Here is a 26,993-nt window from a genome sequence, read left to right on the forward strand (position 1 = left end):
GGCTTATTCAAGAAGAAGCGGCTTATTTCTTCTTTTTCTTCTTGTCCTTATCTTTATCCTTGGACCCTTTGCCCTTGCCGCTCTTCGACTTCGCTTGCTCTAGATTGGCAGCCACGTCTGGCACGTAGCGGAACTCGCCACGTGGAGGGCGCTTGTAGTCGCCTGGTTCTGGGCGTGTTGGGATCTCAGGCAATGGACGATCGATCTTCTCATAAGGGATCGTAGAGAGAAGATGCGAAATCACGTTGATGCGTGAGCGCTTCTTGTCCTCGGATTCAACGGTGTACCACGGCGCCGACGGGATATCAGTGTGGATAAACATCTCGTCCTTGGCACGGGAATAATCCTCCCACCGGTTAATGGACTCCAGGTCCATCGGCGAGAGCTTCCACCGGCGCAGCGGATCGTCGAGGCGCGATTGGAACCTTGCCACCTGTTCCTCATCGGAGACAGAGAACCAATACTTGCGCAGCATAATGCCGTCCTCGACGAGGAGACGTTCAAAAATTGGTGCCTGGTGCAGGAAGCGGCGGTACTCCTGCGACGTGCAGAAACCCATGACACGCTCGACACCCGCACGGTTGTACCAGGAGCGGTCGAAGATAACGATCTCGCCCGCTGTAGGAAGCTTTTCTACATAGCGTTGAAAGTACCACTGCCCCTGCTCGCGCGAGTTAGGTGTCGGCAACGCCTCGACCCTGGCCGAGCGCGGGTTAAGGTACTGAGTGATCCGCTTGATAGCCGAGCCCTTACCTGCGGCGTCGCGACCTTCCATGACCACGACGACGCGGGCACCAGTTTCCACGACCCACTGTTGCATATCGACGAGCTCAGCCTGCAGCCTCTTCAGCTCAGTCTCATAGGCCTTCTTATGCAGTTTTGGTGGCTTCGATGTCGTGTTGTCAGATCCCATATCCACTACGGTACCTTCCCCTTCTCGCATGAAAAAATGAGCCGCCTTCGTATCAAAAGACGGCCCATTGAACTGCTTGAGGCGCTTAGTTTTCGACCTTAAACTCGGCCATTTCATCCCACTCCAGCTTGCCCTCGATCAAGGTATTGATGATCGTTGGGGTCTCTTTCAAAATAGTTGGGAACAGCTCCCCTGCTGCCTTGAAGTGATCGGAACCGACGTGTGCTTCGGCAGCGTCGTCCTTAAAAGCTTCGATCAGCAGGTACTCGTTGGGGTCATCAGTGTTGCGGTACCAATCGAAGAACAGGCAACCGTCTTCCGCACGGGAAGCCTCAGTGAACTCAGCGACCTTCTCGCGGAAATCTTCGGCGTGTTCTGGCAGGGGGCGAAAACGAACGTTAATCAGAATCATGTGCCCAATGGTACTCACTTATCGGTGAGCTAGTCGGGCCAGCAGGCCGTGCAGGCCTAGTCACCGATGACGAGGGCCTCCCCCAGCCGATCTTGGGTCTCGCGGACGTAGGCCTCGTCGAAACGCCCATCAGGAGCAATCGCTGCGAAGCCTGGAACCATGGAATTTCCATAGTTATGGCCGTGCCCATCGGGCACGTTTTGGGACACAGGCAGGTCAGCGGACAACTGGAGGAAGGTAACAAATGGAGCCCAGCCCATCTCGGGCAAGCGATCGAAGCCGGGATCTTCCTTCAACCAATCCGGTTCGGTGAAAATCAATTCGGGACTCCACCACACCACGGGATCCGAGGGGTGCTGCAGGTAGAGCATCCGGGTCGGGCCCCACTCGATCTCGTCCTGGGTAAGAGCCGCGATGTCCTGGTTGTTGTTCGCAAAACGGACAACCATGCCCGCCGAATATTCCGGCTTCACCTCGGGTGTGCCGGGGTCTCGTCGCGAAGTGAACTCAGGCCACAGCGGGTTGAAATTTGGCGGCCCGGCCAACAAAATGCCGTCGACAGAGTTGGCGATGTCGCGCATTCCAGAAAACGCTGATTCGACGGCGGTTGTGCCCAGCGATTCTCCATACAGGTACAACTTCGGCCGATCATCTTCCGGCAACTTGTTCCACCAGTCGAGGATGGGAGTGATGAACTCCCGGCCCGCCGTCTGCACCGCCTCGCCGCCGGCGAAGAAATGGAAAGCAGAAGGCATCGAGGAATACTGCTCTGCGGCAATCGCAGTGTCGCCGTTGTAGAGCAATTCAAAGGCCTGAGCTGTCGACGAGTTCACCCAGCCGGTACCCGTGGTCATGGTCACCAAAATGGCTTCCCTCTCGGTGGCCTTAGTGCGCTCGAGCTCGTCGATGATGAGCTCGGCACGCTGGGCATCCGTCGGAGCATGTTGGATCCCGGCGTACAAGCGGATCGGTTCCTTCGCCGGTTCACCCGACAGCTCCTCCAGCTCTTCTGCGTTCAAGCCTTGGTCGAGAAAGCGAGAACCATAAGCGCCCACGCCGTCCCAGGACAGAGATGAGGTGGGTGAACCCGCCCGCTCGGTTTCCGCTGGGGCGTCCCTGCCCGGCTCCGCATTCGCGTTGCGTACTGAGAAGATCCGCTCTCCGGTAGCGACGATACTGCCTGGAATAGCAGTCTCAACAAGCCATGCCGCGACGAGCAACACGGCGACCCACCCCACGGCACCGCGCACCGTCGGTGCAAGGCGTTCCGGCAGCGCGCGGCGGATCCGCTGTGCAACCCACCGCGCACCACGCCCGACACCCACAACGAGCAGCGCCACGACAAGGCCAGTGGGCAAAATGAGCAGCCGCTGCCACAAAGGTGACGGGATGCCTTCGGTAAGCTCCGCTAATCCACGCTGCCAACGCGAGGACAAAATAATGACCGCGAGCATCCAGATCAGCAAAATCGACGCCAATGCGATATCGATGATGCGCCATCTCGACTCAGGAATACTAATCCTTCGCCACACCACGAATTTCACTACGAGCCAGTGCACCAAAACTCCGATGCCGTAGCCGACACCTGCGGAAACCCCCGAGACAAGGCCTTGGTAGAACCAGTCGCGCAGCAGTAGTGAGGGGGTCAGCCCGAGAGTGAAAAAGATCGCAGCAAAAACCAGGCCCCACCGGTTGAAGTGCAACCATGAGGGCCTGTGTCGCTGGCTAACCTTCGAGTCGCTCACCGAGTTCCATCCACTCCATTTCCAAACCCTCGTGTTCTTCGCGCACCTCACCCAATTCCTCGGTGACCTGCGTGAGCTGGGCATAGTCGGGGCCATCGCTGGCGGAAATCCGCGCCAGCTCTTCCTCGAATGTAGATATCTTATCGGTTAATTTGCCCATTTTGCGCTCCAGCGCGTTCATCTGCTTGGTGATGTCGCGTTCTTCCTGCGAGCTCAACCCCGAGCTCTTGGGCTCAGGGGCGGAGGCCGCATCGTTCTTGATCCCCAGGTCGAGCACACCTTGGGAGTCATTCATCGCTTCACGACGAGAAAGATACTCTTCAATCCCACCAGTGAGACTGGTCAATGTACCGTCGCCGAAGAGCGCATAGGTTGAATCAACGATGCGCTCAATGAGATAGCGGTCGTGGGAGATGACCACAAGAGTTCCTGCCCAATTATCCAACAGGTCTTCGAGCTCTTGGAGGGTGTCGATATCCAAGTCGTTGGTGGGCTCGTCGAGAAGCAAAACATTCGGCTCGCTCATGAGCACACGCGTGAGCTGGAGGCGACGGCGCTCACCGCCGGAGAGGTCGCCGACTGGGGTGCGTTGGCGCTTTGGGGAGAATCCAAGCCGTTCCGCAAGTTGGGAGGCCGAGACTTCTTTGTCGCCGAGTGTCATGTAGTTGGCCACGTCTTCGACGGCCTCGAGGAGGCGTTGTTTCGGATCAAGATCGTCGAGTTCCTGCTTCAACCAGCCGATGCGCACAGTTTGGCCCTCGATACGCTTGCCCGCGGCCAAGGGGTACTCCCCTGCCAGGGTTCTCAGCAGCGTAGTCTTTCCGGAACCGTTCACGCCGACCAGGCCGATTCGCTCTCCCGGGGCGAGGCGCCAGGTGAGGTGGTCGACGAGGGTGCGCCCGTCGGGTGCATCGATGCGGGCATCCTCGAGTTCGATGACAACGCGGCCTTGACGCTGCTTGGAAAAGCTCATCAGCTCAATCTTGTCTCGGGGTGCCGGGACATTAGAAATCAGAGCTTCGGCTGCCTCGATGCGGTAGCGCGGCTTGGAGGTTCTCGCCGGTGCGCCGCGGCGCAGCCAGGCGAGTTCCTTGCGTGCGAGGTTCTGGCGACGCTGCTCAATGGCGTCGGCCTGGCGGGCGCGCTCGGCCCGGGCGAAAGTCCAGTCGTTGTATCCGCCTTCGTAGACATCGACGGTGCCGTCGTGCACCTCCCACGTCAAGGTGGCAATCTTGTCTAGGAACCAGCGGTCGTGCGTGACCACGAGAATCGCGATCTTGCGTGAGAGCAGGTGATCTGCCAGCCATTGCACTCCCTCAACGTCGAGGTGGTTGGTTGGCTCGTCCAGCACCACCAGATCGAGGTCTTGGACCAAGGCGGCGGCGAGGTTCACGCGCCTGCGTTCGCCACCGGAGAGTTGACCGACCGGGGTCTCTAACCCAAGCTCGGCGACGCCGGTTCCTTGCAGGACTTCGCGCACCTTTGCGTTGGATGCCCACTCGAAGGTTTCCAGCCCCAGCGGTTCGACGACGGCTTGGCCGATGGTGAGGTCCTCGTCGAGGTCGAAGCGCTGCGTCACCACTGCCATACGCAGATCCGAGTTGTGTGAGACCCGACCCGAATCCGGTTCTTCAATGCCGGTGACAATTTCCAGCAAGGTAGTTTTACCGCCACCGTTGAGACCGACTACTCCGATCCGGTCACCGGTTTGGATGCCAAGCGAGACACCGTCGAGCAGGGTCTTCAAACCCCACGTTTTGGAAACATTTTCCAAGTTGATCAGATTAGCCATAGTGCGACTAATTCTAGTGCACGATAAAAATCCCGTGGAAAACCTGGGAGCTAATCCACCATGTGGGTACCCGGGGCGGGGCCACGCGCCACAAACCCCTCGTACGCCACGGTAGCGGTGAGAGCATCGACGACGCGTTGGGCGTGTTCGCGGTTTTCGCACAACAGCGCCAGGGTCGGCCCCGAACCCGAGACGATGGCGCGGAGCGGATTGAGCCCCATCGCCTCATTCATGGTGCGTCGCAGATTCGGGTGCAGTGTCACCGCCGCGGCTTGCAAGTCATTATGCAGTGCTCCCGCGACCGCGATCGGGTCCCCTCCGACGAGGGAGCGCGCGATTCTTCCTGTATCCATGCGCGGAACCAGCGACGGATCGTTGTGCCGCATGTCGTCGAGATGCTCAAACACGGTGCCGGTGGACAGCCCCTCTTGCTGGGAGACGAATGCCCACCAGAATTCACCGCGCGTGAGCATGGGAGCGAGGTTGTCTCCGCGGCCTGTGCCGAGTGCGGTCCCTCCCATCACACAAAATGGAACGTCGGCGCCTAGGGTTGCACCGATGCGCATCAGCACTGCTTCCGAGAAATGATGCTGCGCGTAGTAGCTCAGGTAATGATTGGCGGCTACCAGTGCTGCCGCGGCATCCGCGGAGCCCCCGGCCATACCTCCGGCAACGAAGACGGTCTTGAGGACTTCGATAGACAAAGTAGGCAGTGCGACGTGATCTGTGCCGGGAAGTCCACGGTAGGCCTCGACGACTGCATCGACGGCGCGCCAGGCAAGATTTGTGGGAGTGTCAATGTCCATCTCGGGTTCATTGACCCGGAAATCCGTGGACATTCGCTCCACTACGGATCCGTGGCTGACACGCCTGGCATCCGAGGCTACGACCAGGCTGACTGTCTCCGGTCGATCCACCGACTGAAAGACAGTGGCCAGTTCGTGGTAGCCGTCGGAGCGTGCCTCGCCGACACCGAGGTGTAAGTTCACCTTGCCGTATGCACGAGCTGTGAACCGCTGCGCGCTAATCACTGCTACTGGCCTTTCGGACCTCAGCGAGTCGCACATAATCGTCGACAAGCAGCTTTTCGCCGCGCAATTGCGGGTCGATATCGGCTGCGACGAGCGCTTCTTCCGCCGCTGCGCCGGAACCGAAGATGCCTGAGAGACAGGAGCGCAGGGTCTTGCGGCGCTGGGCAAAGGCCGCGTCGATAAGCGGGAAAACCTCGGAGCGCGCCTCGCGCGACCATCCCTTGTCGCGCACGTCGATGCGAACCAAACCCGATTCGATCTTCGGTGCCGGCCAGAAGACATTCTTGCCGATGGAGCCCGCGCGGGTGACGTCGCCGTAGAAGGACGCCTTGACGCTGGGGACGCCGTAGATTTTCGAGCCTGGCTGCGCTGCGAGGCGGTCGGCGACCTCGGCTTGCACCATGACAAGCACGCGGCGGATCGAAGGGAATTCCTCGAGCAGGTGCAAAAGCACAGGCACCGAAACGTTATACGGCAGGTTGGCTACCAGTGCGGTCGGCGCCTCTGGTAAATCCGCGGCGGTGACTTTCAGTGCGTCGATGTTCACCACATCGAGGCGATCGGCAAACGCAGGTGCGCGCTGCGTAACAGTCTGCTCGAGGCGGCCCGCCAGGCGCGGATCAATTTCCACGGCAACGACGCGACGGACCGTGTCAACGAGACCTAACGTCAAAGAACCCAAACCCGGGCCGACCTCGATCACCACATCGTCGGGCGAGAGATCGGCGGCCGCAACAATGCGGCGCACCGTGTTTGGGTCATGGACGAAGTTCTGCCCCAGCTTCTTCGTTGGGGTGACATCCAGTTCTGCTGCAAGATCTCGGATTTCAACGGGACCAAGCAGATGGGAGTCGGGAGTGCTCATAAGCTCCGAGACTAGCGGGAGTTTAGCGGATGCCCAACTTAGAGGTACATGCTGGCCATGCGCCCCAGCCCTGGGATGCCTGGGTCTTTTCAGCAATTGCGATCTGCTGTTCACGGGTTGCCTGGTCAGCAGATGGTGCGTACTGGGTGCCGCCGTATGCAGCCCAAGTGGACTGGCTGAACTGCAGGCCACCCTGGTAGCCGTTGCCAGTGTTGATGGACCAGTCGCCGCCGGACTCACACTGAGCCAGGGAATCCCAGACGGAACCGTTGGACACTGCAGGTGCCGCTGCGCCGGAGTTACCGGAAGCAGCTGGAGACGATGCGGACTCAGAAGGTGCAGACTCTGCTGGAGCTGCCTCTACTGCAGGAGCCTTGGTGCCACGTGCGATGGTGGCTGGCTTTGCTTCGCGTACCTCGCGCTCGGAGATAACCTCTTCGCTCTGTGCTTCGCCGTTGACGTAGGTGACACGGCTGACAATGCGCTTTTCACCCTGCTGGCCTTGCTCGCGAACCTCTTCCTGGCCCTGCTCAAGGTTGTGGTCCTCGACGTAGTTTGCAGGAACGTCGAAGGTCACGGTCTCAGCAGATTCACGAACGTTGACGCGCTCGATGGAGATCTCTTGGCCTGGCTGCACCTGCTCGTTCAGAGCTGGGGACACACGGTCGAAGGAGTCCACTGCAACACCGCGGGATGCGAGCAGCTCGCCGACCGTCTTCTTAGCTGCGGAGGTGTAGGTGACGTTGCCGCCATCGTTGATGGCAACGATCTTTGGGTTGGTCACATCCAGGGTCATGCCGTCGGTGACAGGTGCATCTGGTGCAGCGTTGTATTCTGCGCCACCGTTGATGCCGTCGAGCTCGCGGATGAGGCCTTCGACGGTGGTCGCGGTGGAGGTGAGCTCCTGCTCCTTGCCGTCGATGACAACAGCGACTGGCTTTGCGGTCTGCACGGTGATCGTGTCACCGCTTGCCAGGGACTCGGATGGCGCTGGGTAGACGAGGTCCTCGGTACCGATCTGGATACCAGCGGCCTCGAGTGCACCTTCAACGCTGCCGGAGAAGGTGGACAGGGACTGTGCTTGGCCGTTGACGTCGATGGTGACGTCCTTCTGAGCTGCGCCAGCGACGGCAACGCCGCCGACAACGAGGGTGCCAAGAACGCCGCCTGCGGCAATCTTCAGTGGAAGGGAGGCGGACTTATTGATCTTCTTAGACGACATGGAAGTAGGTGTCCTCAAAGTAGGGAATTTCGGATCTTTCGCGGAACTACTCGCGATTTCTTCCGGTAACGATACGATAACGGCACCGATTTTACCAGAACGTTATCTTTATGCAATCAATGCGTGTCCTACCGAAAATGGCCTCTTCCAGCGGAAATGAAAATTGACGTCCGCCATAGAAGTGACGATTCTCACACTTTTTGATGTAACTTTTCCTAAGTCAGGCCAAAAACTCGTCGAAACGTATCCCCCACTTCAACTGCAAGATCGGCCACTTCCATACCACGAGCCTCAGCGACACACAGTGCGGTGTGGCCAATCAAACTGGGTTCGTTGCGCGCACCGCGAAAGGGCTCCGGTGTCATGTACGGTGCATCCGTCTCGATGAGCAACTGCCCCGCCGGCGCTTCGGCCGCTACCTGGCGCAGCTCGTCGTTACGCTTAAACGTGACGTTGCCCGCCAGGGAAATCACGTAGCCACGCTCGATGGCCTCGCGTGCCACCTCCATCGGCGACGAGAAGCAATGCAACATCACTTCCTTCGGGCGAGGACTATCGGCCAAGATGCGCATCATCTCAGCGTCGGCCTCGCGGTTGTGCACCATCAAGGCCTTTCCCGAATCAACCGCCAGCTGAATGTGCCACCGGAAAGCTTCCTCCTGCACGTCTAGCGGCGCCGTCCGATCGGGGTCGTGCTGAATCCAATAGGTATCCATGCCCGTCTCCCCGATGGCCACGCACCGTGGATCCGCAGACATCTCTATTAGTCGCTGCTTCGCGGACTCATCGAGTTCGTGCGCTCGGGTGGGGTGGATCGCCGTCGCGGCAAAAACGCGTTCGTTGAAGTGTGCCGCCTCAAGGGCGAGTTCGGCTTCGGCCAACCCGTCTCCGACTGTACAGATCTGCTGCACACCTACATCGACTGCACGCTGAACAATCGCGTCCACTTCCTCCTTGGTCCGCGCCTTCGCGCTGGCCAGGTGGGTATGGGCGTCGATCAGCCCGGGGATCTGTTGGGCTGGCACGGGCGTAGGACGTGGCTTCTTCTTCGACATAGGCACTACCTTAACGCCCAATCCCCCTCCCGCCCCAGTGCGGTAACACCTAGACTTTGAGCATGACATTTTCGCGTATCGACGAATCCACCTCCCTCCAGCTCACCCGCGACCTCGCAGAGGCCGCGGTCCGAGGGATCAACGGTTCCGTTGCCGACATCGTGGCAAGTTTCGAGGCGGACCTTGGTGAATACCTCGCGCTCGACCCGGACTTAAAGCAGGAGTTTCCGCGTGGGGAAACCGCGCGCATCTACGGCACCGCACTCGGCGATGCCCTCACCCGCGAGCTCGACCTGACGTGGCAGATTCTGTCGGATGATTACGGCACCGATCTTGTCGTCGCAGACAGCACTGGTGAAAAGTACACCGCCCCGCTGATCGTGGTTGATTCGCGTTTCGACGATGACGAGACCGGAAAGCTCACCGCCTTCATTGACCGATTCTTGGCGTGAACCTGATTTAAACCTGGCTTTAGCCTGCTGTCATCGAAACGCTTAGTCCCAGAACGCTATGCTCGATATATGTCTTCTATGAGTATCCGCCCCGCTACGCATGACGATCTGGCCCAGATCACCGATTTGTACAACTGGGCAGTCGACAATACCCAGGCGCTATGGGTCGACGACCATGTCGATGTCGACAACAGAGCACAATGGTTGCGACGGTCCCGCGCAGCCCTAGTTGCCTACGACGAAGACGTCTTTTTGGGATACGCCTCGTACTCAGATTTTCGCGATTTCCCTGGTTACCGCCACACGGTAGAGAACTCGATCTATGTCCACCCCGATGCCCAAGGCCGTGGCGTCGGCGGCGAGCTTTTGCAGGCACTGGTCGAGGTAGCGCGTAGCGACGACAGCGTGCACACCATCATCGCCGCCATCGAAGGAGAAAACGTGGCATCCACCTCCCTGCACTTTCGCGCTGGCTTCGAAGAAGTAGGCTTCCTGCGCGAAGTGGGTTTCCTCAAGGGCAAGTGGCTCGATCTGCGTTATATGCAACTCACCCTCTAGGACACTTTTTTAGGACACGTATCCGCGACGAATTTGAACCTCTCGGATCACGGCGGACCCCACTGCCAAAACGGCAAGAATGATAAAAGGCAGGCTCGGGCCGACGACCGGCACAATCACATCAAGCAGACGTGGCAGGCCAAAGCCGAGGTAGGTGAACACGTAGTAGATACCGATCGCAATGCCACGGCTTTGAGGCGGAGAGTACTTTTCCACTCCCAGCAGTCCTTCGCGTAGGTTAAGGCCATAGGCACAACCCAGGATGAATGCGGCCACAATAAACAGCCACACTGGCACCGACGCTCCACCGGCTGCGGCAAGCAGGAAACCGATTGCAGCGAAACTCGCACCAGCTGTACCAGCTCGCCTCCCCCAGCCATACTTACGGCCCAGCGCTTGAACCACGATGCCAGTGCCAAACGCGAGTGCTGCGGAAATACCTGGCAGCAACACTGGAGGCGCGAAGTCACTGTTCGTCCTCGACGAGAGCACCACGAGCGCAGTGGCAATAGAAGCAAACACCCAGATCGCCATCGGTAGAGAGATAGCGAGTGCTTTACCCATGCTTCGCTTGTACGTCGGCATCTGTGCCGAGCCCACCTCCATCGAAGGGGCTCGTGCGTCCCCCACAACCAGTGTGATCAACACGGAAACCAGGGACAACACCACGGTCACAATGAAGGGGACTTCGATATTGAGATCTGGCTGAAGAAAATACGCCATGGTGCTTGCCGCTACTGGCCCAGTAGCGAAACCGAGGGTGAGCATAATCCCAGCCATAGTCATGCCGCTTGCGCCTTTGAGACGTCCAGACCACGCCGTGCCTGCGCTCACGGAAAGACCTACGCCAAGGCCGATGATAAAGCGCCACAGTAACAATGCGCCGCCTTCGTGATTGAAGTACAACGCAAGGTTTCCCCCAGCAGCGACAATTCCGCCAACCACTACGACGGGACGCGCACCAAATCGGTCAGCGAGTGCGCCACCACCCAAGAGGCTGGGCACCAAGCCAAGCGCATAGATTCCATATGCACCATTGACGAGCTCACTAGAAACGCCTACTTGCTCGCGCAAGAGGACCATTATCGTGGTGAAATGGTTCGCTGCCCAACCCGCGCTGAACAGCAGGAAGAGGACCGCGGCGTAGACGCGGTTCAGGTTCGCTTGTGCCATGGGAGTTTAGCCTAGGCAATAAATGTGGCCTACGTCATTGGTTTGAACAATTATCCCTGTGAAGCCACGGCGAAAGGCAAAATTTCGACCCCATATTGGGCAAAAATATCTGCTCCCACGACCGTGACAGTCCAGCCTGTGTCTACGACATCAGTCACAAGGAGCGCCGGGCCAGCGCTTACAGCAGAGACCTCTACGCCCGCGTAATCGAAGTGCTTATCTAAGGCATTGACCCGAAAAGCAGAGTTGTGTGCGGTAACTTCGTCGCCCCTGGGCCTTACGACACCGCCAAAGTTCATCCGGCCCACCTGCGCGACTGCCTGCCCCATTGCGATGAGCATGTCTTGGCCTTCATTATCCTCGCTACCCAGCACAATGACAGAGACTGGGCGCTCCTGCCACTCCCAATCCGCCAAGACTGCTACGATTCGTCGCAGCCAGGGATCAGATTTCCAGTCCGTCGCAGGCCTCCACGAGTTGTCACTGAGCAGATTATGTAGCTCAGGTCCGCGAACGATGTCGTTTAACCTACCCAAGGCGCGCCCAGCCAACACCCCGTTAATCTTTCCTCGCCGTACCGATCCTGTGGGCCACATCTTGCGTTGCGAAAGCCTCACCCCCGGCGCGCTGAGCCGAGAATCCACTCGCTCCGCGATCGTCGGATTCACCACAAGTGAGCGCTGGACTCCCGTGCAGTTATCACACCTGCCGCAGACCTCGCCTTCGACGATGGTGGGATCATCGAGCTGCGAACGCAAAAACACCATCCGGCATTCGCTGGTGCGTTGATAGGTGATCATCGCATCTTGCTCGTGTTTCCGGGCTGCAGCGAGACCGTCGTAGCGGGCGTGATTATAATTCCATTCGCTTCCGGTGGAGATCCAGCCGCCCTTTACGCGACGCACTGCTCCATCCACGTCCAAGACCTTCAGGGCTTGATCAATGCGCGAACGAGACAAGTCCACGAAGTTTTCTAGCTTGGGTGTGGAAAGTGGCTCATCACCGAGCGCACCTAAAAGCTGCTGCACGGTCGCTTCACTTGGCATGGACACCTGGGAGAAATACTCCCAGATCTCTTTGTCCTCGGGCCCAGGCAGCAGGATGACTTCTGCATGCTCGGTGCCACGGCCGGCGCGACCGACTTGCTGGTAGTAACTAATTGGTGAACTGGGGGCACCAAGGTGGATGACGAATCCGAGGTCTGGTTTATCAAAGCCCATCCCCAATGCGCTGGTGGCCACGAGTGCTTTAAGTTCGTTTCCGATAAGCGCTTGCTCTAGTTCTTCGCGTTCGGCTGCCTCAGTGCGACCGGTATAGGCGGACACGTTCCACCCCGCGGATTCCAGTGCTTCGGCCAAATCTTCTGCGGCAGATACCGTCAAGCAATAGATAATGCCGGAGCCGGGCAGGCTATCGAGTTGTTCGGCAATCCATGCGGCGCGCTGAGTCGAATCCGGCAGGGACACAACCGAGAGGGCGAGGGACTCCCGGTCTAAACCACCGCGCAGCACTCCCGTCCCCTGACCCAATTGCTCCACCACGTCAGCTACAACACGGTCATTTGCCGTTGCGGTAGTAGCCAGCACCGGAGTTCCAACGGGGAGCTCGGCAAGCAGAGTGCGGATACGACGATAGTCTGGCCGGAAGTCATGCCCCCAATCTGAGATGCAGTGTGCCTCATCGACAACGACCATGCCCACGCTCCCGGCCAGCTGGGGCAAGACTTGCTCCCGGAAATCAGGGCTGTTCAGTCGCTCAGGACTAATTAGCAGCACATCAACGTCTCCCGAGACGACTTGGTCTTGAATCTCTTCCCATTCCGTCATGTTGGCGGAGTTGATTGTCACTGCTTTAATCCCAGCACGCGACGCAGAACCAACTTGGTTGCGCATCAACGCAAGCAGCGGGGAGATGATGACCGAGGGGCCCGCTCCCCTGGCGCGGAGCAGTTTCGCAGCGATGAAATACACGGCCGATTTTCCCCAGCCCGTGCGTTGTACAACAAGCATCCTGCGCCTTTGGTTGACCAGCCCGTCAATGGCCACCCACTGATCGTCGCGAAGCGTTGCTCCCTCACCGGCGATGAGTCGAAGGAGTGCGTCCGCTTCCTGGCGCGTTGCTACCTGCCCTGTCGTTTCCATGAACCCTACGGTAGCAATACCCCTAGACATCGCCGGGAAATTACCTCTGAGCTGCTAATTCATCGTCAATATAGACGTTGCGAGCTGCGGTAACACCCAACAGGCCGAGCAGCACTCCCAGGATAATCAGCACAATCAAAATTGCTTGGAAAGAACCGAGAATTCCATACGCCACGCCGATCAGCATCGGCCCCACCGCCGCGACAACGTAGCCATAGGGCTGCACAAAGCCCGAAAGCTTGGCGGTTACCAGGGGCGAACGCGTGCGCGCCGGGATCAATGCAACGGCCAGGGGGAAACACCATCCGCCAACTCCTAGCACAACAGCCCACAGCAGTGGGGCCGCCGCCGGTGCCACGAGAAGGCCGAGGTAGCCACCCGCGGTCGCCAGCCCAAATACAAGCACCCAAGGGGTCAACGTGCGCGAGCGGGCAATCACTGTAGGCAGCGTCAATCCACCGAGGATGCCGCAAAATCCAACCACGGAAAGTGCGGTGGCGGCCGTTGAATCGTCGACACCTGCATCTTTCAAAATAACCGGCAGCCATCCCATCTGGACGTAGCCATTCATTGATTGCAGGCCGAAGAACAGCATCAGCGACACCGCGGTCGGCGAGCGCCACAGGCTACCGTAGAGCTCCGAGTCGGTCCCAGATCCGCGCGGGATATCGACGCGGAATTTCGCCACGACGTAGATCCACACCACAACCTGCAGCGCCGAGGGAATCGCCCAGAATCCAAGGGCACCCTGCCAATTCTCGGTGATGAGTCGACTGAGAGGCCCCAGCGCTGCGGAGAGCCCCAGCACACCGGAGTACACGGTCATCAAAGCGACCATGTGCTTCCCGCCGTATTGCTTCACCCACACCGGCAACAGCACGTTGGCCACGGCAACGCCTGCCACCACACCAACAGTGCACACGATGAACAGGCTGATCGTCGGCGCATATGGGCGCAGCGCCAGACCAAATAGCGTCAGTACTGCCCCACCGAAAATCGTCGGGGTGATGCCGGTCCTGCGCGCTAACGGGACGGCGCCGAGTCCCATGATGCAGAAGAAAGCACCGGGCATCGCGGTGATCACTCCCGCCAGAGAGGCGGGCGCATCGTAGTAGGCGATGACCTCGTCGAGAACAGCCCCCACCGAGGCCATGCCTGCGCGGAGGTTGATCGCGGCGGTAAACACCGCCAGGAACAACATCACAACGGGCATTTACTTAACCGGTGCCCATTCTGGTCCGGTTTCGCCCAGTTCTGGATCCAGCTTGGCTACCAACGGCTTTGGCTTCGCCAGCTCGGTACCGGGTACGACATCGATGCGCTGCCAGGTGGCCTGCTGAGAGGTGTAGTCGCCGGTGATGACTGGGTAGGTCTGGCCCTTCTCAGGCAGGCCAACACCGACGAGGTCGAAGTCGTGGTCGTCGACGACTTCCTCAATGCGAGGCGTTGCGGCCCACACGCCGGTGCGCCCCAGAGTCTCATGCACTGCCTGCGCGGTGTGTGGCAAAAATGGGGTCAGCATCGTGTTGCAGTCAGAGACGACCTGCAGCGCGGTCCACAATACGGTGGCAAGTCGCTCGCGTTGCGACGAGTCCTTGGCCAGCTGCCAAGGCTCCTGCTCCGCGATGTACGCGTTTGCTTCACCGACTAGGCTCATCACCTTGCCGATGGCGTTCTTGAATTTTGCTGCTGCCAAATCTTCGCCAGCCTCATCGAAGGTGCGCGCCGCCAAGTCCAGGATCACCTGGTCGGATTCCTCGAGTGCCGCAGGCGTGGGGATCTGGCCGAAGTTCTTGTGCGCCATGGACACGGTGCGGTTGACTAGGTTGCCCCAGCCGTTGGCCAGTTCGTTGTTGATGCGGCGGACGAATTCGTCCCAGGTGAAGTCGGTGTCGTTGTTCTCTGGGCCGGCCACCGCGATGAAGTAGCGTAGTGGGTCTGGCCCGAATTCCTTCAGGAAGTCCTTCACATAGATGACAACGCCCTTGGAGGAGGAGAACTTCGACCCGCTCATGGTGAGGAACTCCGAAGACACAACCTCGGTAGGCAGGTTGAGCTCGCCGTACTTGTGCACCTCGCCGCCCTTGGAGCCCTTGCCCGAGTAACCCAACAGTTCCGCTGGCCAGATCTGGGCGTGGAAGGTGATGTTGTCCTTGCCCATGAAGTAGTAGCCCTGAGATTCCGGATCTTGCCAGAACTTCTTCCAGGCGTCCTCATCGCCGGTGCGTGCTGCCCATTCGATAGAGGCAGAGAGGTAGCCAATCACAGCGTCGAACCAGACGTAGAGCTTCTTGCTGGGCTTGTCCTCCCACCCTTCCACGGGAACCGGGATACCCCAGTCGATGTCACGGGTCATCGCGCGTGGACGCATATCTTCCAAGAGATTGAGCGCAAATTTCAGCACATTCGGACGCCAGTCTTCGCGGGTCTCCAGCCACGCCTTCAATGCGTCGTGAAGCGCAGGAAGGTCAAGCATGAAGTGCTCGGTCTCGATGAACTCGGGGGTCTCACCGTTGATCTTCGAGCGCGGGTTGATCAGGTCGATCGGATCGAGCTGGTTACCGCAGGTATCGCACTGATCGCCGCGGGCATCGGTGGCGCCACAGATCGGGCAGGTGCCCTCTATGTAGCGATCCGGCAACGTCCTGCCCGTCGACGGCGAAATGGCACCCTGGGTGGTTTCCTTAATCATGTACCCGTTGGAATACAGGCCCTTGAATAATTCCTGCACCACCGAGTAGTGGTTACGAGTGGTGGTACGGGTAAACAGGTCATAAGACAGGCCGAGGCCTGCAAGGTCTTCGACGATCTGTCGGTTGTATTTATCCGCAAGTTCCTTGACCGTGACGTTTTCTTTGTCTGCCTGCACGAGCAACGGGGTGCCGTGCTCGTCTGTTCCCGAAACCATGAGCACGTTGTTTCCCGCCATGCGCTGGTACCTAGCGAAAACGTCCGATGGAACGCCAAAGCCGGCAACGTGACCAATGTGGCGGGGGCCGTTTGCATAAGGCCACGCAACGCTCACCAAAATATTCTTCGGGGTGGATTCAGTCATGCCCTCTAGCATAGGTTATGGCTCCACTTCGGTTGAAGTGGAGCCATAGATTTGACCATGAAGATCGCTGAAACCGTATTACTTAGCCTTTTTCGACACAACGTTGCGACGACGTGCCTTCTGCTTTTCGCGGTACTCCGCTTCACGGTGCAGGCGGCGCTCAATGGCAAGCTGACGCGCAAACTTCTGTGATTCGCGCTGATCAAGGTAAATCACGTCATTGCGCAGGTCCTTGACAATTGCGAACATCAACAAGATCAAGATGATCAAGAAGGGGCTCGCGGCCACGATGGTCACGGACTGCAGCGAGTTCAGGGCTTCGTCGCCACCCGAGATCAGCAGGGTCAGGCCCACCGCTGCGGTGCCCAGACCCCAGAGTGCCGACAGCCATGGTTTCGCGTCGGATTTGCCGTTTTGGGTCATCGAGCCCATCACTGTCGACGCGGAGTCGGCAGAGGTGATGAAGAAGGTACCCAGCAAAATCACGGCAAAGATGGACATGATCGCTCCACCGGGCAGGTTATGCAGCAAGTTGAAGAGCTGCGACTCCGAGGTTCCGTCGCCGTAGATGGACTGACCGTTTTGCTCCATCCAAATAGCACTGCCGCCGAAGATGGCGAACCACACGGTAGACAGACCAGCCGGGACGAGCATGACACCAAGGCAGAATTCACGGATGGATCGACCGCGGGAGATGCGTGCCAGGAACATGCCGACGAATGGTGACCAGGAGATCCACCACGCCCAGTAGAAGATGGTGTAGGAACCCAGCCACTCTCCTGCTGTTCCGTCTGCGGATGCTCCGGTGCGCGCGGCCATCTCAAAGAATTGGCTCAGGTATGCGCCAATCGAGGTGGGCAGCATGTTGAGCAGGTTCAGCGTTGGGCCCATGACAAACACGAAAATTGCCAGGATTGCAGCGATGACCATGTTGATATTGGACAGCCACTGGATGCCCTTACCCACACCCGACATTGCCGAGAGCAAGAAAGCAAGGGTAAGTACTGCAACAATGCCGATGATCAGACCGGTGGAGGTGTTTTGTACGAAACCGGCAGCTTCGAGGCCAGCAACAATCTGGAGAGCACCCAGACCGAGCGAACACGCGGTGCCGAAGATCGTTGCGAAGACCGCCAGACCGTCGATGATCTTGCCAATTGGTCCGTCGACGGCGCGCTGTCCGATGAGAGGGATAAACGCGCTGGAGAGCAGCTGCTTTCGCCCAAGGCGGAAGGTGGAGTAGGCAATGGCCAGACCGATGATGGCGTAGACGGCCCATGGGTGCAGGGTCCAGTGGAACATGGACTGTGCCATCGCGGTGCCTACCTCGTGGGATTGATGTCCGGGTACGCCGTCGCGGTAGTGCGATAGTGGCTCGGATGCTCCGTAGAACATCAGGCCGATACCCATACCTGCTGCGAACATCATCGCGATCCAAGAACCCGTGCGGAACTCGGGTTGCTCATCAATTGCTCCCAAGCGGATCGAGCCGAACCTCGAGAGTGCGATCACGAGAACAAATATCACGAACACAGTGCCGAAGAGCACGAAGGCCCAGCCCATTGAATCGACGACCCAGCTAAAGGCTGCGTTCGCGAAATTGCTGAAACTTTCTTGTCCGGTCAGTCCCCAGATGACTACACCGGCGACGATGATGACGAGGGGAATCACAATTGCCCAGTCAATCTTCGCGTTCTCGTCTTCAGAAAGCCGCTTGATCGGTTGTTCGGAAGCTGCGATCGAAGCGGCGGCCCGCTCAGGCTCTGCCTCGATCATGGCGGCTAATTGGCTTGTTGCGGAAGTTGTGTCCACTTCTTCCTTGACAGTTTTGTAGTCGACGTTTCCTACGTCGGAACGACTGCCTGGAAAAGTTTCGGACACTACTTTTTCTTTGTTTTGTTGATTCTCATCAAAAGTAGGGTCATTTTTCGACATGTGCAATAACACTGGCCTATAAAGTGTCCTCATTCAATGCAGCTGCGCTAATATCCGCCACATCGAACATGACACCACCAGCATCGTTACATTTTCGTTACACGTCGTTAACGCTGGTGGCGCGGACGAAACGAGCACGCAATATAACGGAATGGTAAATTTATACTTTTACCCTGCGAATTTGTTCGAAATCAGCTGCCTTATCGTTTCGTTTTTCGCTGTTTTCTCGCAATTCGCTCATTGCGTCTCGCTTCCAAGGCCTCGATCCGCTCGAGCTCCTTAAACGCACGCCTCTCCCTCGCCAACTGCGCGGCGAATCGCTGTTGTTCTCGGTAATCTTGGTAATTCACGTCGATTCTCATGGCGAGCAGTGTGGACACCATCAGCCCGATCAAGATCAGTATGAAGGGGCTGGTGGCAACGATGGTCACGTTTTGCAGATTGCTTAGTGCATCGCTGCTTGGAATCAACAAAATCAGGGCAACCACGGCAGTCAAGGCACCCCACATCGCGCTCAACCAAGGATTCGCATCTGAGCGACCATTCTGGCTCATCGATCCCATCACGGTCGATGCCGAATCTGCAGACGTAATAAAGAAGGTACCCAGCAAGATCACGGCGGCAATCGCCATGATTGATCCGCCTGGCAGCTCATAAAGCAAGTTGAACAGGATATTTTCTGGGTTGCCGTCGCCCCAAACCGACCGACCATTTTGTTCAAAGACGATCGCGGATCCACCCATGATGGAAAACCACACCACGGAGACCGCCGACGGAACGACTAAGACACCGAGGCAGAATTCCCGTACGGTTCTGCCGCGAGAAATACGCGCCAAGAACATGCCGACGAATGGCGACCAACTCGACCACCAGACCCAGTAGAAAATGGTCCATCCCGACAACCATTCCCCGGCAGTACCATCGGCGCTCATTGCGGTTCGTCCGGCCATTTCGAAGAATTGATCAAAATAGGCGGCGAAGGAACCTGGGATCAGATTCAGAATCGATACTGTCGGTCCGACGGCGAAAACTAATATGGCCAAGATCGCGGCCAGAATAATATTGAAGTTGGATAAGTACTGGATGCCCTTGCCCACTCCGGAGACTGCAGACGCCATAAACGCGAGGGATAGGACGACGATAATTCCGATCAATAGCCACTGCGTGACATTTTCTATAAACCCAGCCGCGACAAGACCCGCACCGATCTGCATGGCGCCGATGCCAAGCGAGACGGCAGTGCCGAAGATGGTGGCAAAGATGGCGAAAATATCGATGATCCGCCCCGGCCAGCCGTCCGCTGCTCGCTGGCCAATCAAGGGGACGAAGGCCGCGGAAATGAGTTGTTTTCGGCCCAACCGGTAGGTGGAGTAGCCAATGGCCAAGCCCACGACCGCATAGAGCGCCCAGGGGTGCAGCGTCCAGTGGAACATCGAGTTCGCCATCGCTGCGCCGACATCGTTCGGTTCTCTTCCGGGGACTCCCTCACGGTAGTGAGTGAGCGGTTCCATTGCGCCGTAGAACATCAAGCCAATGCCCATGCCGGCGGCAAACATCATTGCGATCCAGGAAACGGTGCGGAATTCCGGTCGTTCGTCGTCGCTGCCGAGCCGGATCCTCCCGAAACGAGACAGCGCAACAATCAAAATGAACGCGACATAGACGGAGCCGAAGAAGACGAAGGCCCAGCCGAAATTATTCAGCAGCGCTGTCATTGATTCTGAAGCGAAATTCGCAAATTCGTCGGGCCAGAACAGGGCCCATACCACCACCGCGAACACAATCACGACGGTAGGAACGACGATCTTCCAATTGATCGGCGCGTTTTTGTTCTCAAATTCCAACACGGGGCGCTGTTCAGAAACCTCGACCCCTTCACCAGAGGTTTGCCGTTCGAGAATCGCGGCAAGCTCCTCTGTGGCAGAGCGGTTGGAGAGGGTCTCGTCTACAGATACGTAATCCTTCTCAAGGTGTGGACCCTGATAGGAAGGTTGGACATTTTCCAGGTTTTTCTCAGACTCTTTCTCTTCCATTCTCCCCAGACTAGCGAGAAGGAACGATAATTCAACCTATATATCTGCAGCGTACAGCCCTATATGACCTAAAAACCAACCTCAGACCCTGAAAATTTGCTGCTATTTCTGTTTTTTAGCTGCCAGGGCCTCGTCGTAAAGCGAGCTCACCTTAACCCCGTGCTCACGCGCAACTTCCTTCGCCGCGTCCTTCAAGCGCATCCCTGCCTCCTCGCGGGCGAGAACGAGCCCGACTAAGTCCGCGGGCTCCACCGCTGGGCCCGTGCCGCCTTCGATGACAATGGAGACCTCTCCCCTGACTCCGTCGGCTGCCCACGCGGCGAGCTCTGGCAACGTGCCGCGACGCACTTCCTCGTAGGTTTTGGTCAGCTCGCGGCACACCGCGGCCCGACGCTCACCGCCGAGTACTTCCGCTGCGTGCTCGAGGGTCTGCGCCGTGCGATGCGGGGATTCGAAGAAGCAGACGGCGCGTTTCTCACCGACGAGGGACTCCAACCAGGTCTGACGAGCGCCCTGCTTGCGTGGCGCGAAACCGTCGAAAATGAAGTGGCCAACGTTCAGCCCCGACAAGGCGAGCGCGGTGGGCACTGCCGACGGCCCGGGGAAACACGTGACGGGGATGCCCGCGTCGTGTGCCGCCGAGACCAACGAATGGCCCGGGTCAGAGACGACGGGCATCCCGGCGTCAGAGACCACGAGGACGAGCCCCGTCCTGGCCGCGGCGATCAGATCGGAGGTCCTGCTGTCCTCGTTGTGGTCGAAGTTGGACACGACCTTGCCCCGAATTTCGACTCCCAACGATGCTGCGAGGGAGCGCACTCGACGAGTATCTTCCGCAGCAACAACGTCGGCGTTTTCCAGGCCTGCGATCAATCGCGGTGAGGCATCTGCCGGATTCCCCAGTGGAGTCGCGGCAATAACAATGCCATGGGTCGGCAGAGAGACTTCGGACTTTTCCATGTCTTCTAGCTTCCCACACTTGCCTCGCCCCGCGCTGCACGCGCCGCTACGTGGTCACCGACTAGTATCAAACGAGTGAGTACGACTGCCCAGCCTCGATCTACATCGCACCACGATGAACCTTTAGGTCCTCGTGGCCGTAGGGGTCGCCAGGGTCGCCGTGTCCACCGAGGTCTCGCCGTACAACCCGCACCCACTGCTCCGGTTACTGTGCCGTGGTCCTTCCGTGACTCCGTGTCCGTCTCGGTGATCGCTCTCCTAGCCATCATTACTAGGTTCTTGGGGCTGACGGTGCCCACCGCTGGTGGCACCCCGGTGTTCGACGAAAAGCATTATGTTCCGCAGGCGTGGGATATGGTGCGCAGTTTTTTCAACCCGGTGCTCGGTGGAATTGAATCCAATCCGGGCTACGGTCTCGTGGTACACCCGCCTCTGGGCAAAAGATTGCTCTCAATCGGCGAAGCGCTCTTTGGGTACACGCCTTTGGGCTGGCGGTTTATGACTGCACTCTTCGGCGCCGCCGTGGTCGTGTTTACGATGCTGCTGGCACGCCGGATCACCCAATCCTGGCAGGTGGGTCTGTTCGCAGGCATCATCGCGTTGTGCGACGGCGTGTTATTGGTGGCCTCGAAGTTTGGCATGCTCGACATCTTCCAGGTGCTCTTTATCGTCATGGCTGCCTGGACCCTTGCCGGTGATATGCGTCAAGAGCGCGACCGCTTCCACACTGCATACTTAGATGGCAGGTTTGCCCAAGCCGGGCCATTTGGTCCCCGCCTGGGCTTCCGGTGGTGGCGCTTTACTACGGGTGTCTTGTTGGGTATGGCGCTAGCGGTGAAGTGGTCGGGTTTGTACTACATCGCGTTCTTTGGACTCCTCAGCGTGTTCTACGACCTGTATCTGCGCAGGCACTACCGCGCGAGAAAACCTGTGACTGGGACTCTGATCAGGGATGTTCCCGCGGCGCTCGCATCGCTCGTGATTGTTCCTGCAGCACTCTATATCTGGTCGTGGCGCAGTTGGTTCGCCTCGGAAACCTCGGTGTATCGCCACGCGGCCTCCGACGGAACCATCCCCAACAGTTCATATCTCCATCTGCTCCCCGATGCGTGGGCAGGGTGGTTCTACTACCACTTCTCCGTCCTTGAGTTTCACTCTGAGCTCACCAGCTCGAGTGGTCACTCGCACCCGTGGGATTCGAAGCCGTGGGCGTGGCTCGTCGCAGCGCGACCTATTTTGTACTTCTCCTCCACGGATATCGAATGCGGCACCACCACGTGTCGACGAATGATCTATCTCTTTGGCACGCCTGCCATTTGGTGGCTGACCGTCCCCATTTTGCTCTGGGCTGTCTGGGTGTGGATCGTGCGGCGAGAACAACGCGTGATCCTTCCGCTCATCGCCTTCGCCGCGGGTTTCCTGCCCTGGTTGGCTGCCTTTGACCGGCAAATGTACTTCTTCTACGCCACACCGCTGGTGCCTTTTACGATCGTTTTGATTGCACTCGCGCTTGGTTATCTCTCCCGGCGAGGCAGACCGATTCAATCGAAGTGGTTGTCCACCATCGCTGGTTTCCAGCTGCGGTGGGGTCAGCTGGGTGTGATCGCGTACCTTGCCCTAGTCATCTCGATGTTCCTCTACTTCTCCCCGCTCTTTTATGGTTACCCCATCCCCGAATCCTGGTACCAACAAATGATGTGGTTGCCGAGCTGGCAGTAAGCGCCCCAGCGTAGGGCCTAGGTCTTAGGCGGGTTCGGCGTTGAGTGTTTTCCAGGTTTGGCGCAGTTCCACGCCGCGGTCGGCGATCCATGTCCAGATCAAGGCGATGCAGGCAAAGAGCAGTGTCCACATCTCGCCCCAGTTTTCGGTGGATCCGACAAGTATCCAGTCCCGCACCGCGAAACCGAGGGTAAACGCAAAGACAGAGCCTGTGATGAGCAAGATTCCGGGGATATTTGACGGTCGCCAGGCGCTAAAGGCGAAGGCCAGCGCGAATGCGAAGCGTACCGCGGCGGCTTGGACCAACAGTGCTGCGAATTCGGGATCCGCCGAGACCTCAGCACCTGGGCCAACGGGACCTGTGACCACAAGACTGCCCGATTCCATGACCAGCTGAACCGCCCAAATCACGTGCAAGATGGCAGCGATTACCAGTGCGACTCGTCCGATGGAGACCCCGATGATGCGCCGGCGGGCGAATTTGCGCCACTCAGGCTCCACTCCGGCAACGATCGATTCCGTCAGGTTAGGTGGCGGAGCCATCCCGCCATCTACATCCACGAACGACAGCGTGCGTGACAGCGAGACCGCCTTGTCCCAATATTCTTGGCATTCCTCGCATGTGGCGAGGTGCGCGTCGATCACCGCGTCGTCGTAGCCCGTCGGCTCGCCATCGAGCCTGGCGGAGAGCGCCTGTTGGACATCCTTATGGTCAAGCACGGTTGAGTACCTCATCTAAGCTTGCTCGCCCGGCACCGAAAACAACCACGATTAGAAGCGCAATGCACAGCACAGCAGGGTATTCCACGCCACCAGATTCAACAAAGAACCCGTTGTTGACGTGGACGAAATACAGCGCGAGCGCAACTTGCAGCAGGAGAATTCCCGCCACAACCGTAGTCATCAGTCCAATGATCAACAGGGCTCCGCCAATCAGTTCCACGCTAGAGGCCAAGTAGGCAGAGAATTTCGCCTGGGGAATATTCCATGCCCCGAACTGGGCTGCCACCGCATCGATACCGTCGACGAACCAGTGTTGATATCCGCGTGCAACGAACACGACGCCGAGCACAAAGCGCACAAGGAGAAGGGTGAAATCGCGAACCACGGGCCTGTTCATGCTTGATAGACTACCCTGCCCCTCGCCCAAGGTTCCTCACCGACTAGCGTTTAGAGGGAACCATTCAGGCCATCGCGCAGTCTAAAAGCATATGGAGCAAATTCAGAAAGATTCTGGCCTCGTTACAGGAAGTGACGGTCGCGCCCGCCCGGAGTGGGCCGCGCATGATGCGCTACTACGCAATTATTACGACACCGAATGGGGCATGCCCATCCGCGACGAGCAGGGTGTCTTCGAACGCCTCTGCCTCCAAGGATTTCAGGCAGGGTTGTCCTGGCGCCTCGTCCTCAACAAGCGGGAGGCGCTGCGTCGCGCCTTTCACGGATTTTCACCCGACAAGGTCGCCGTCATGGACGGCATTGAGCATTTGCTTGACGACGATTCGCTGATCCGGAACCGTCGCAAATTGCAGGCAGTCATAACAAACGCGCAGGCAACGATTGCTCTGCGCGGAGATGAATCAGCAGGTGGTGGGCTTGCGGAATTGATCTGGTCATACCAGCCAGATCAAACGCCGCGCCCTCGCAGTCTTAAGGAGGTGCCTGCTACTTCGGACGAATCTCGGGCCTTGGCCAAGGACTTAAAGAAGCGGGGATTTTCCTTTGTCGGTCCCACTACCTGTTTCGCCCTCATGGAAGTCATCGGCGTCGTCGACACGCATCTTTTGGGCTCTTAGCCTACGCGGCGGCTACGAGGGCGCGGTGCGGTGTCCTCGTCGTCGTCCTCGAAGTGCCCATAGGTCATTGGGAGGTGGTCGAAGTCGGGAGAATCATCGTCGGATTCAAGGATGATCGCACCTGGGCGTCGCAGCTCGCGTGGCACGGGGGCCTGCGCATCCGAGCTCTTCACACCGAGGCGTGCTCGACGCAGTTGACGCACTCGACGGGCACGCAACGCGCGCTCCTTCTTCACTAGGCTGCGCAATGCAACGAGGTACCAGACAATGAGTCCGACGACGATAACGGGAGCGCCCCAGGCCCAACCACCGACGAAGAAGCCGAAGACCACAGCGAGTACCAGCACTGCGCACAGGGCGAGGAAGGTGCGCTGGCGACGCTGGTAGCGGTCGAGTTTATAGGTGTCGTCGGATTCTGGATCCCAGCTGCCCCTACCCCGACGGGCTTTCGCGAACTCAAGTTCCGCTTCCGTGAGCTCTTGGTCGGCGCTGTCGTCGTCGAGATCCGCGTGCTCCTCGGTGTCCTCACCGTCCGCACCGTTTTCGGCGCGGGCAGCGTCATCGGAGTTGTCGCTTTCGTTTTCCGCATCCGCGTCGGCGTCGGCGGAATCGTCGATAAGCGAAACGACAGTAGAGTTAGCCGCGGAGTAGGCAACGTCGTCCACACCAAGGTAAGAATCGTCCATCGGGTAGGTCGATTCCGGGTCCTCGTCGATGTCGATGAACTTTTCCGGTGCGATGTGAGAGATGGTCTCTACCGTGTCGGCGGGCTCGTTCGCTTCAGCGTCAGTCACTTCAGACTCAGGCTCAGGCTCAGCCTCTGTTGCTTCGCTGACGACTTCGCCTTCCACGAGCTCTGCTGGCGCTTCTTCTCGTTCGGCCACGCCAATGACGCTTTCATTCGTAGCGGTCTCTACTGCTTCCTGCGGCGCGTCGGCTTGAGCCGATTCCATTGTCATAGCTTCGACGCGAACTGTGCCCCTAACGGGATCTTGTGCGGAATCCTTCGCGGAGAACTCACGGAAATGGTGCGGCTTCGTATCGTCGATGAGAACGGTGTCCTCGACTTGGTCCTGGTCGACGTGCACGGCCTCGACTACCTCGAGGTCCTCGGCATCGTCGCGATCGTAGCGATGGACATCGTTCGCCGTCAGCTTCGGTCGGCGACGTGCGGCCACGGGTTCAGTGCCGCCTTCGTGCAAGACACGCGTTTCGTCGTAAGCCTCACCTGATTTACGGATTGGCTTATTGTTTCGCCCCAGCACTACTGGTGCCAGTACGAAAATCCACACCACAACGATGAGGACGATTACAAGAGTGCCATCCACGTCCACGTCACCTTTCTCACTGTGCGTTCAAAACTTTTTACCTAGCGTATCTACGATGGTGGAACCAACCCACCTGCCACGCCGTCGGGCAAGAGAAGCAATCCTTTATGGTTTAACGGCTGATCCGACCATCGCGAATGAGCCGCGCCACCGCAGTATCCGCAAAATCATCCACATTCTGAGCGACAAAATAATGGTCCTGCCATTGACCATCAATATGTAGATTTTTGCGCAAAAACCCCTCCTGACGATACCCATTTAACTGTAGTACCCGCCCGGATGCCGGGTTACTCGGCAAAAATGTTGCGGTAAGCCGGTGCAACCCAATGCGACTAAACGCGTGGTCAGTACCCAGAGCGCATGCCGCCGTAGCCACACCTTTGCCCATCGCCGGGGAGGCAACCCAATAGCCAATCCACGCTTCACTGATCGAACCGTGCTGAATGTTGCCCATGGTGAGTTGGCCTGCGAACTTTCCGTTGAGTTCGATAACCAGCGGAACGACGCTGCTTTGTCGGGCCATCGCGCGAAGATTGCGGAAACTCGCCCGCCAATTGGCAGGAGAATGAGCCTGTTCCCACGTGCCATGGGTGGTGGGCTCCACCGGTTTGAGCCACTCTTTATCAAGAATTCGCAGCTCACTCCATGCCTGACCGTCGCTCGAGAGCAGGGGGCGTAAACGAAGCCGGTCGCCGCTTTTCAAAGTCACTGTCCGCGTCGACTCGGGCCACCCTGGATGGATGATGTCGCGGGGTCCCGTCGCCGGACTAGCCGAGCGTCGCGCGCCCATTCCGAATGCATCGAGCAT

The 26,993-nt window shown here is 58.5% G+C and carries 23 protein-coding genes; 4 read left to right on the plus strand and 19 right to left on the minus strand.

Annotated elements, in window-relative coordinates:
• Window positions 1–22: 22 nt before the first annotated feature.
• From ppk2 to A37O_RS0110945, 8 genes are all read right to left on the minus strand, one after another.
• Entirely contained in the window at window positions 23–913 is an 891-nt protein-coding gene (ppk2, locus tag A37O_RS0110910) for a polyphosphate kinase 2 (protein WP_018297537.1), read from the minus strand.
• An 85-nt stretch (window positions 914–998) separates the two neighbouring features.
• Window positions 999–1,325: a putative quinol monooxygenase gene (locus A37O_RS0110915; protein ID WP_018297538.1), complete on the minus strand. Its 327-nt coding sequence runs from the start codon at window positions 1,323–1,325 to the stop codon at window positions 999–1,001.
• A 56-nt stretch (window positions 1,326–1,381) separates the two neighbouring features.
• Complete coding sequence (locus A37O_RS0110920; RefSeq protein ID WP_018297539.1) at window positions 1,382–3,070, minus strand: alpha/beta hydrolase; 1,689 nt, start codon at window positions 3,068–3,070, stop codon at window positions 1,382–1,384.
• The gene (locus tag A37O_RS0110925; protein ID WP_018297540.1) at window positions 3,051–4,862 is read right to left on the minus strand and encodes an ABC-F family ATP-binding cassette domain-containing protein; all 1,812 of its coding nucleotides are present in this window, start codon (window positions 4,860–4,862) and stop codon (window positions 3,051–3,053) included. The genes A37O_RS0110920 and A37O_RS0110925 overlap by 20 nt, the downstream gene beginning before the upstream one ends.
• 50 nt (window positions 4,863–4,912) lie before the next feature.
• A complete protein-coding gene (locus A37O_RS0110930) occupies window positions 4,913–5,893 on the minus strand; it encodes a 4-(cytidine 5'-diphospho)-2-C-methyl-D-erythritol kinase (RefSeq protein ID WP_018297541.1) in 981 nt (326 codons plus the stop codon).
• The gene (gene rsmA / locus A37O_RS0110935) at window positions 5,886–6,758 is read right to left on the minus strand and encodes a 16S rRNA (adenine(1518)-N(6)/adenine(1519)-N(6))-dimethyltransferase RsmA (RefSeq protein ID WP_018297542.1); all 873 of its coding nucleotides are present in this window, start codon (window positions 6,756–6,758) and stop codon (window positions 5,886–5,888) included. Before rsmA ends, A37O_RS0110930 begins: the two co-directional genes overlap by 8 nt.
• Before the next feature lie 22 nt (window positions 6,759–6,780).
• The gene (locus A37O_RS0110940; protein WP_018297543.1) at window positions 6,781–7,980 is read right to left on the minus strand and encodes a resuscitation-promoting factor; all 1,200 of its coding nucleotides are present in this window, start codon (window positions 7,978–7,980) and stop codon (window positions 6,781–6,783) included.
• Between the two features lie 215 nt (window positions 7,981–8,195).
• Window positions 8,196–9,035 carry a TatD family hydrolase gene (locus A37O_RS0110945; RefSeq protein WP_018297544.1) on the minus strand — a complete coding sequence of 280 codons (840 nt, stop codon included), beginning with the start codon at window positions 9,033–9,035 and terminating at the stop codon, window positions 8,196–8,198.
• 62 nt (window positions 9,036–9,097) lie between these two features.
• On the opposite strand from A37O_RS0110945, the gene A37O_RS0110950 reads away from it, so the two are divergent.
• The gene (locus A37O_RS0110950; RefSeq protein ID WP_018297545.1) at window positions 9,098–9,487 is read left to right on the plus strand and encodes a DUF3806 domain-containing protein; all 390 of its coding nucleotides are present in this window, start codon (window positions 9,098–9,100) and stop codon (window positions 9,485–9,487) included.
• A gap of 69 nt (window positions 9,488–9,556) precedes the next feature.
• The gene (locus A37O_RS0110955) at window positions 9,557–10,045 is read left to right on the plus strand and encodes a GNAT family N-acetyltransferase (RefSeq protein ID WP_051077987.1); all 489 of its coding nucleotides are present in this window, start codon (window positions 9,557–9,559) and stop codon (window positions 10,043–10,045) included.
• A 9-nt stretch (window positions 10,046–10,054) separates the two neighbouring features.
• On the opposite strand, the gene A37O_RS0110960 is transcribed toward A37O_RS0110955, so the two are convergent.
• The 7 genes from A37O_RS0110960 to rsmI form a co-directional block, all read right to left on the minus strand.
• A complete protein-coding gene (locus A37O_RS0110960; RefSeq protein ID WP_018297547.1) occupies window positions 10,055–11,218 on the minus strand; it encodes an MFS transporter in 1,164 nt (387 codons plus the stop codon).
• 50 nt (window positions 11,219–11,268) lie between these two features.
• On the minus strand, window positions 11,269–13,359 hold the full coding sequence (locus A37O_RS0110965) for a RecQ family ATP-dependent DNA helicase (protein WP_018297548.1): 2,091 nt from the start codon (window positions 13,357–13,359) through the stop codon (window positions 11,269–11,271).
• 40 nt (window positions 13,360–13,399) lie between these two features.
• The gene (locus A37O_RS0110970; protein WP_018297549.1) at window positions 13,400–14,572 is read right to left on the minus strand and encodes an MFS transporter; all 1,173 of its coding nucleotides are present in this window, start codon (window positions 14,570–14,572) and stop codon (window positions 13,400–13,402) included.
• On the minus strand, window positions 14,573–16,426 hold the full coding sequence (gene metG, locus A37O_RS0110975) for a methionine--tRNA ligase (RefSeq protein WP_018297550.1): 1,854 nt from the start codon (window positions 16,424–16,426) through the stop codon (window positions 14,573–14,575).
• A 66-nt stretch (window positions 16,427–16,492) separates the two neighbouring features.
• A complete protein-coding gene (locus A37O_RS0110980; RefSeq protein WP_018297551.1) occupies window positions 16,493–18,349 on the minus strand; it encodes a BCCT family transporter in 1,857 nt (618 codons plus the stop codon).
• 200 nt (window positions 18,350–18,549) lie between these two features.
• Complete coding sequence (locus tag A37O_RS0110985; protein ID WP_018297552.1) at window positions 18,550–20,382, minus strand: BCCT family transporter; 1,833 nt, start codon at window positions 20,380–20,382, stop codon at window positions 18,550–18,552.
• A gap of 102 nt (window positions 20,383–20,484) precedes the next feature.
• Window positions 20,485–21,342 (minus strand): 16S rRNA (cytidine(1402)-2'-O)-methyltransferase, encoded by an 858-nt coding sequence (gene rsmI / locus A37O_RS0110990; protein WP_018297553.1) that lies wholly within the window; start codon window positions 21,340–21,342, stop codon window positions 20,485–20,487.
• 75 nt (window positions 21,343–21,417) lie between these two features.
• Between rsmI and A37O_RS0110995 the strand changes: the two genes are divergently transcribed.
• Window positions 21,418–23,061: a dolichyl-phosphate-mannose--protein mannosyltransferase gene (locus tag A37O_RS0110995; protein ID WP_156802583.1), complete on the plus strand. Its 1,644-nt coding sequence runs from the start codon at window positions 21,418–21,420 to the stop codon at window positions 23,059–23,061.
• A gap of 24 nt (window positions 23,062–23,085) precedes the next feature.
• Here A37O_RS0110995 and A37O_RS0111000 read toward each other — a convergent pair whose 3' ends face one another.
• On the minus strand, window positions 23,086–23,781 hold the full coding sequence (locus A37O_RS0111000; RefSeq protein ID WP_018297555.1) for a zf-HC2 domain-containing protein: 696 nt from the start codon (window positions 23,779–23,781) through the stop codon (window positions 23,086–23,088).
• Window positions 23,774–24,181, minus strand: coding sequence for a DoxX family protein (locus tag A37O_RS0111005; RefSeq protein ID WP_018297556.1), 408 nt, complete (start codon window positions 24,179–24,181; stop codon window positions 23,774–23,776). Before A37O_RS0111005 ends, A37O_RS0111000 begins: the two co-directional genes overlap by 8 nt.
• Before the next feature lie 91 nt (window positions 24,182–24,272).
• Between A37O_RS0111005 and A37O_RS0111010 the strand changes: the two genes are divergently transcribed.
• A complete protein-coding gene (locus A37O_RS0111010) occupies window positions 24,273–24,857 on the plus strand; it encodes a DNA-3-methyladenine glycosylase I (RefSeq protein WP_018297557.1) in 585 nt (194 codons plus the stop codon).
• Here A37O_RS0111010 and sepX read toward each other — a convergent pair.
• Together sepX and A37O_RS0111020 are read right to left on the minus strand one after the other, a co-directional pair.
• On the minus strand, window positions 24,854–26,185 hold the full coding sequence (sepX, locus tag A37O_RS15405) for a divisome protein SepX/GlpR (protein WP_156802584.1): 1,332 nt from the start codon (window positions 26,183–26,185) through the stop codon (window positions 24,854–24,856). The genes A37O_RS0111010 and sepX overlap by 4 nt on opposite strands.
• Before the next feature lie 112 nt (window positions 26,186–26,297).
• Window positions 26,298–26,993, minus strand: coding sequence for a GNAT family N-acetyltransferase (locus A37O_RS0111020; protein ID WP_018297559.1), 696 nt, complete (start codon window positions 26,991–26,993; stop codon window positions 26,298–26,300).

Origin of the sequence: Corynebacterium lubricantis DSM 45231, assembly GCF_000379425.1 — a bacterium.
Taxonomy (GTDB): domain Bacteria; phylum Actinomycetota; class Actinomycetes; order Mycobacteriales; family Mycobacteriaceae; genus Corynebacterium; species Corynebacterium lubricantis.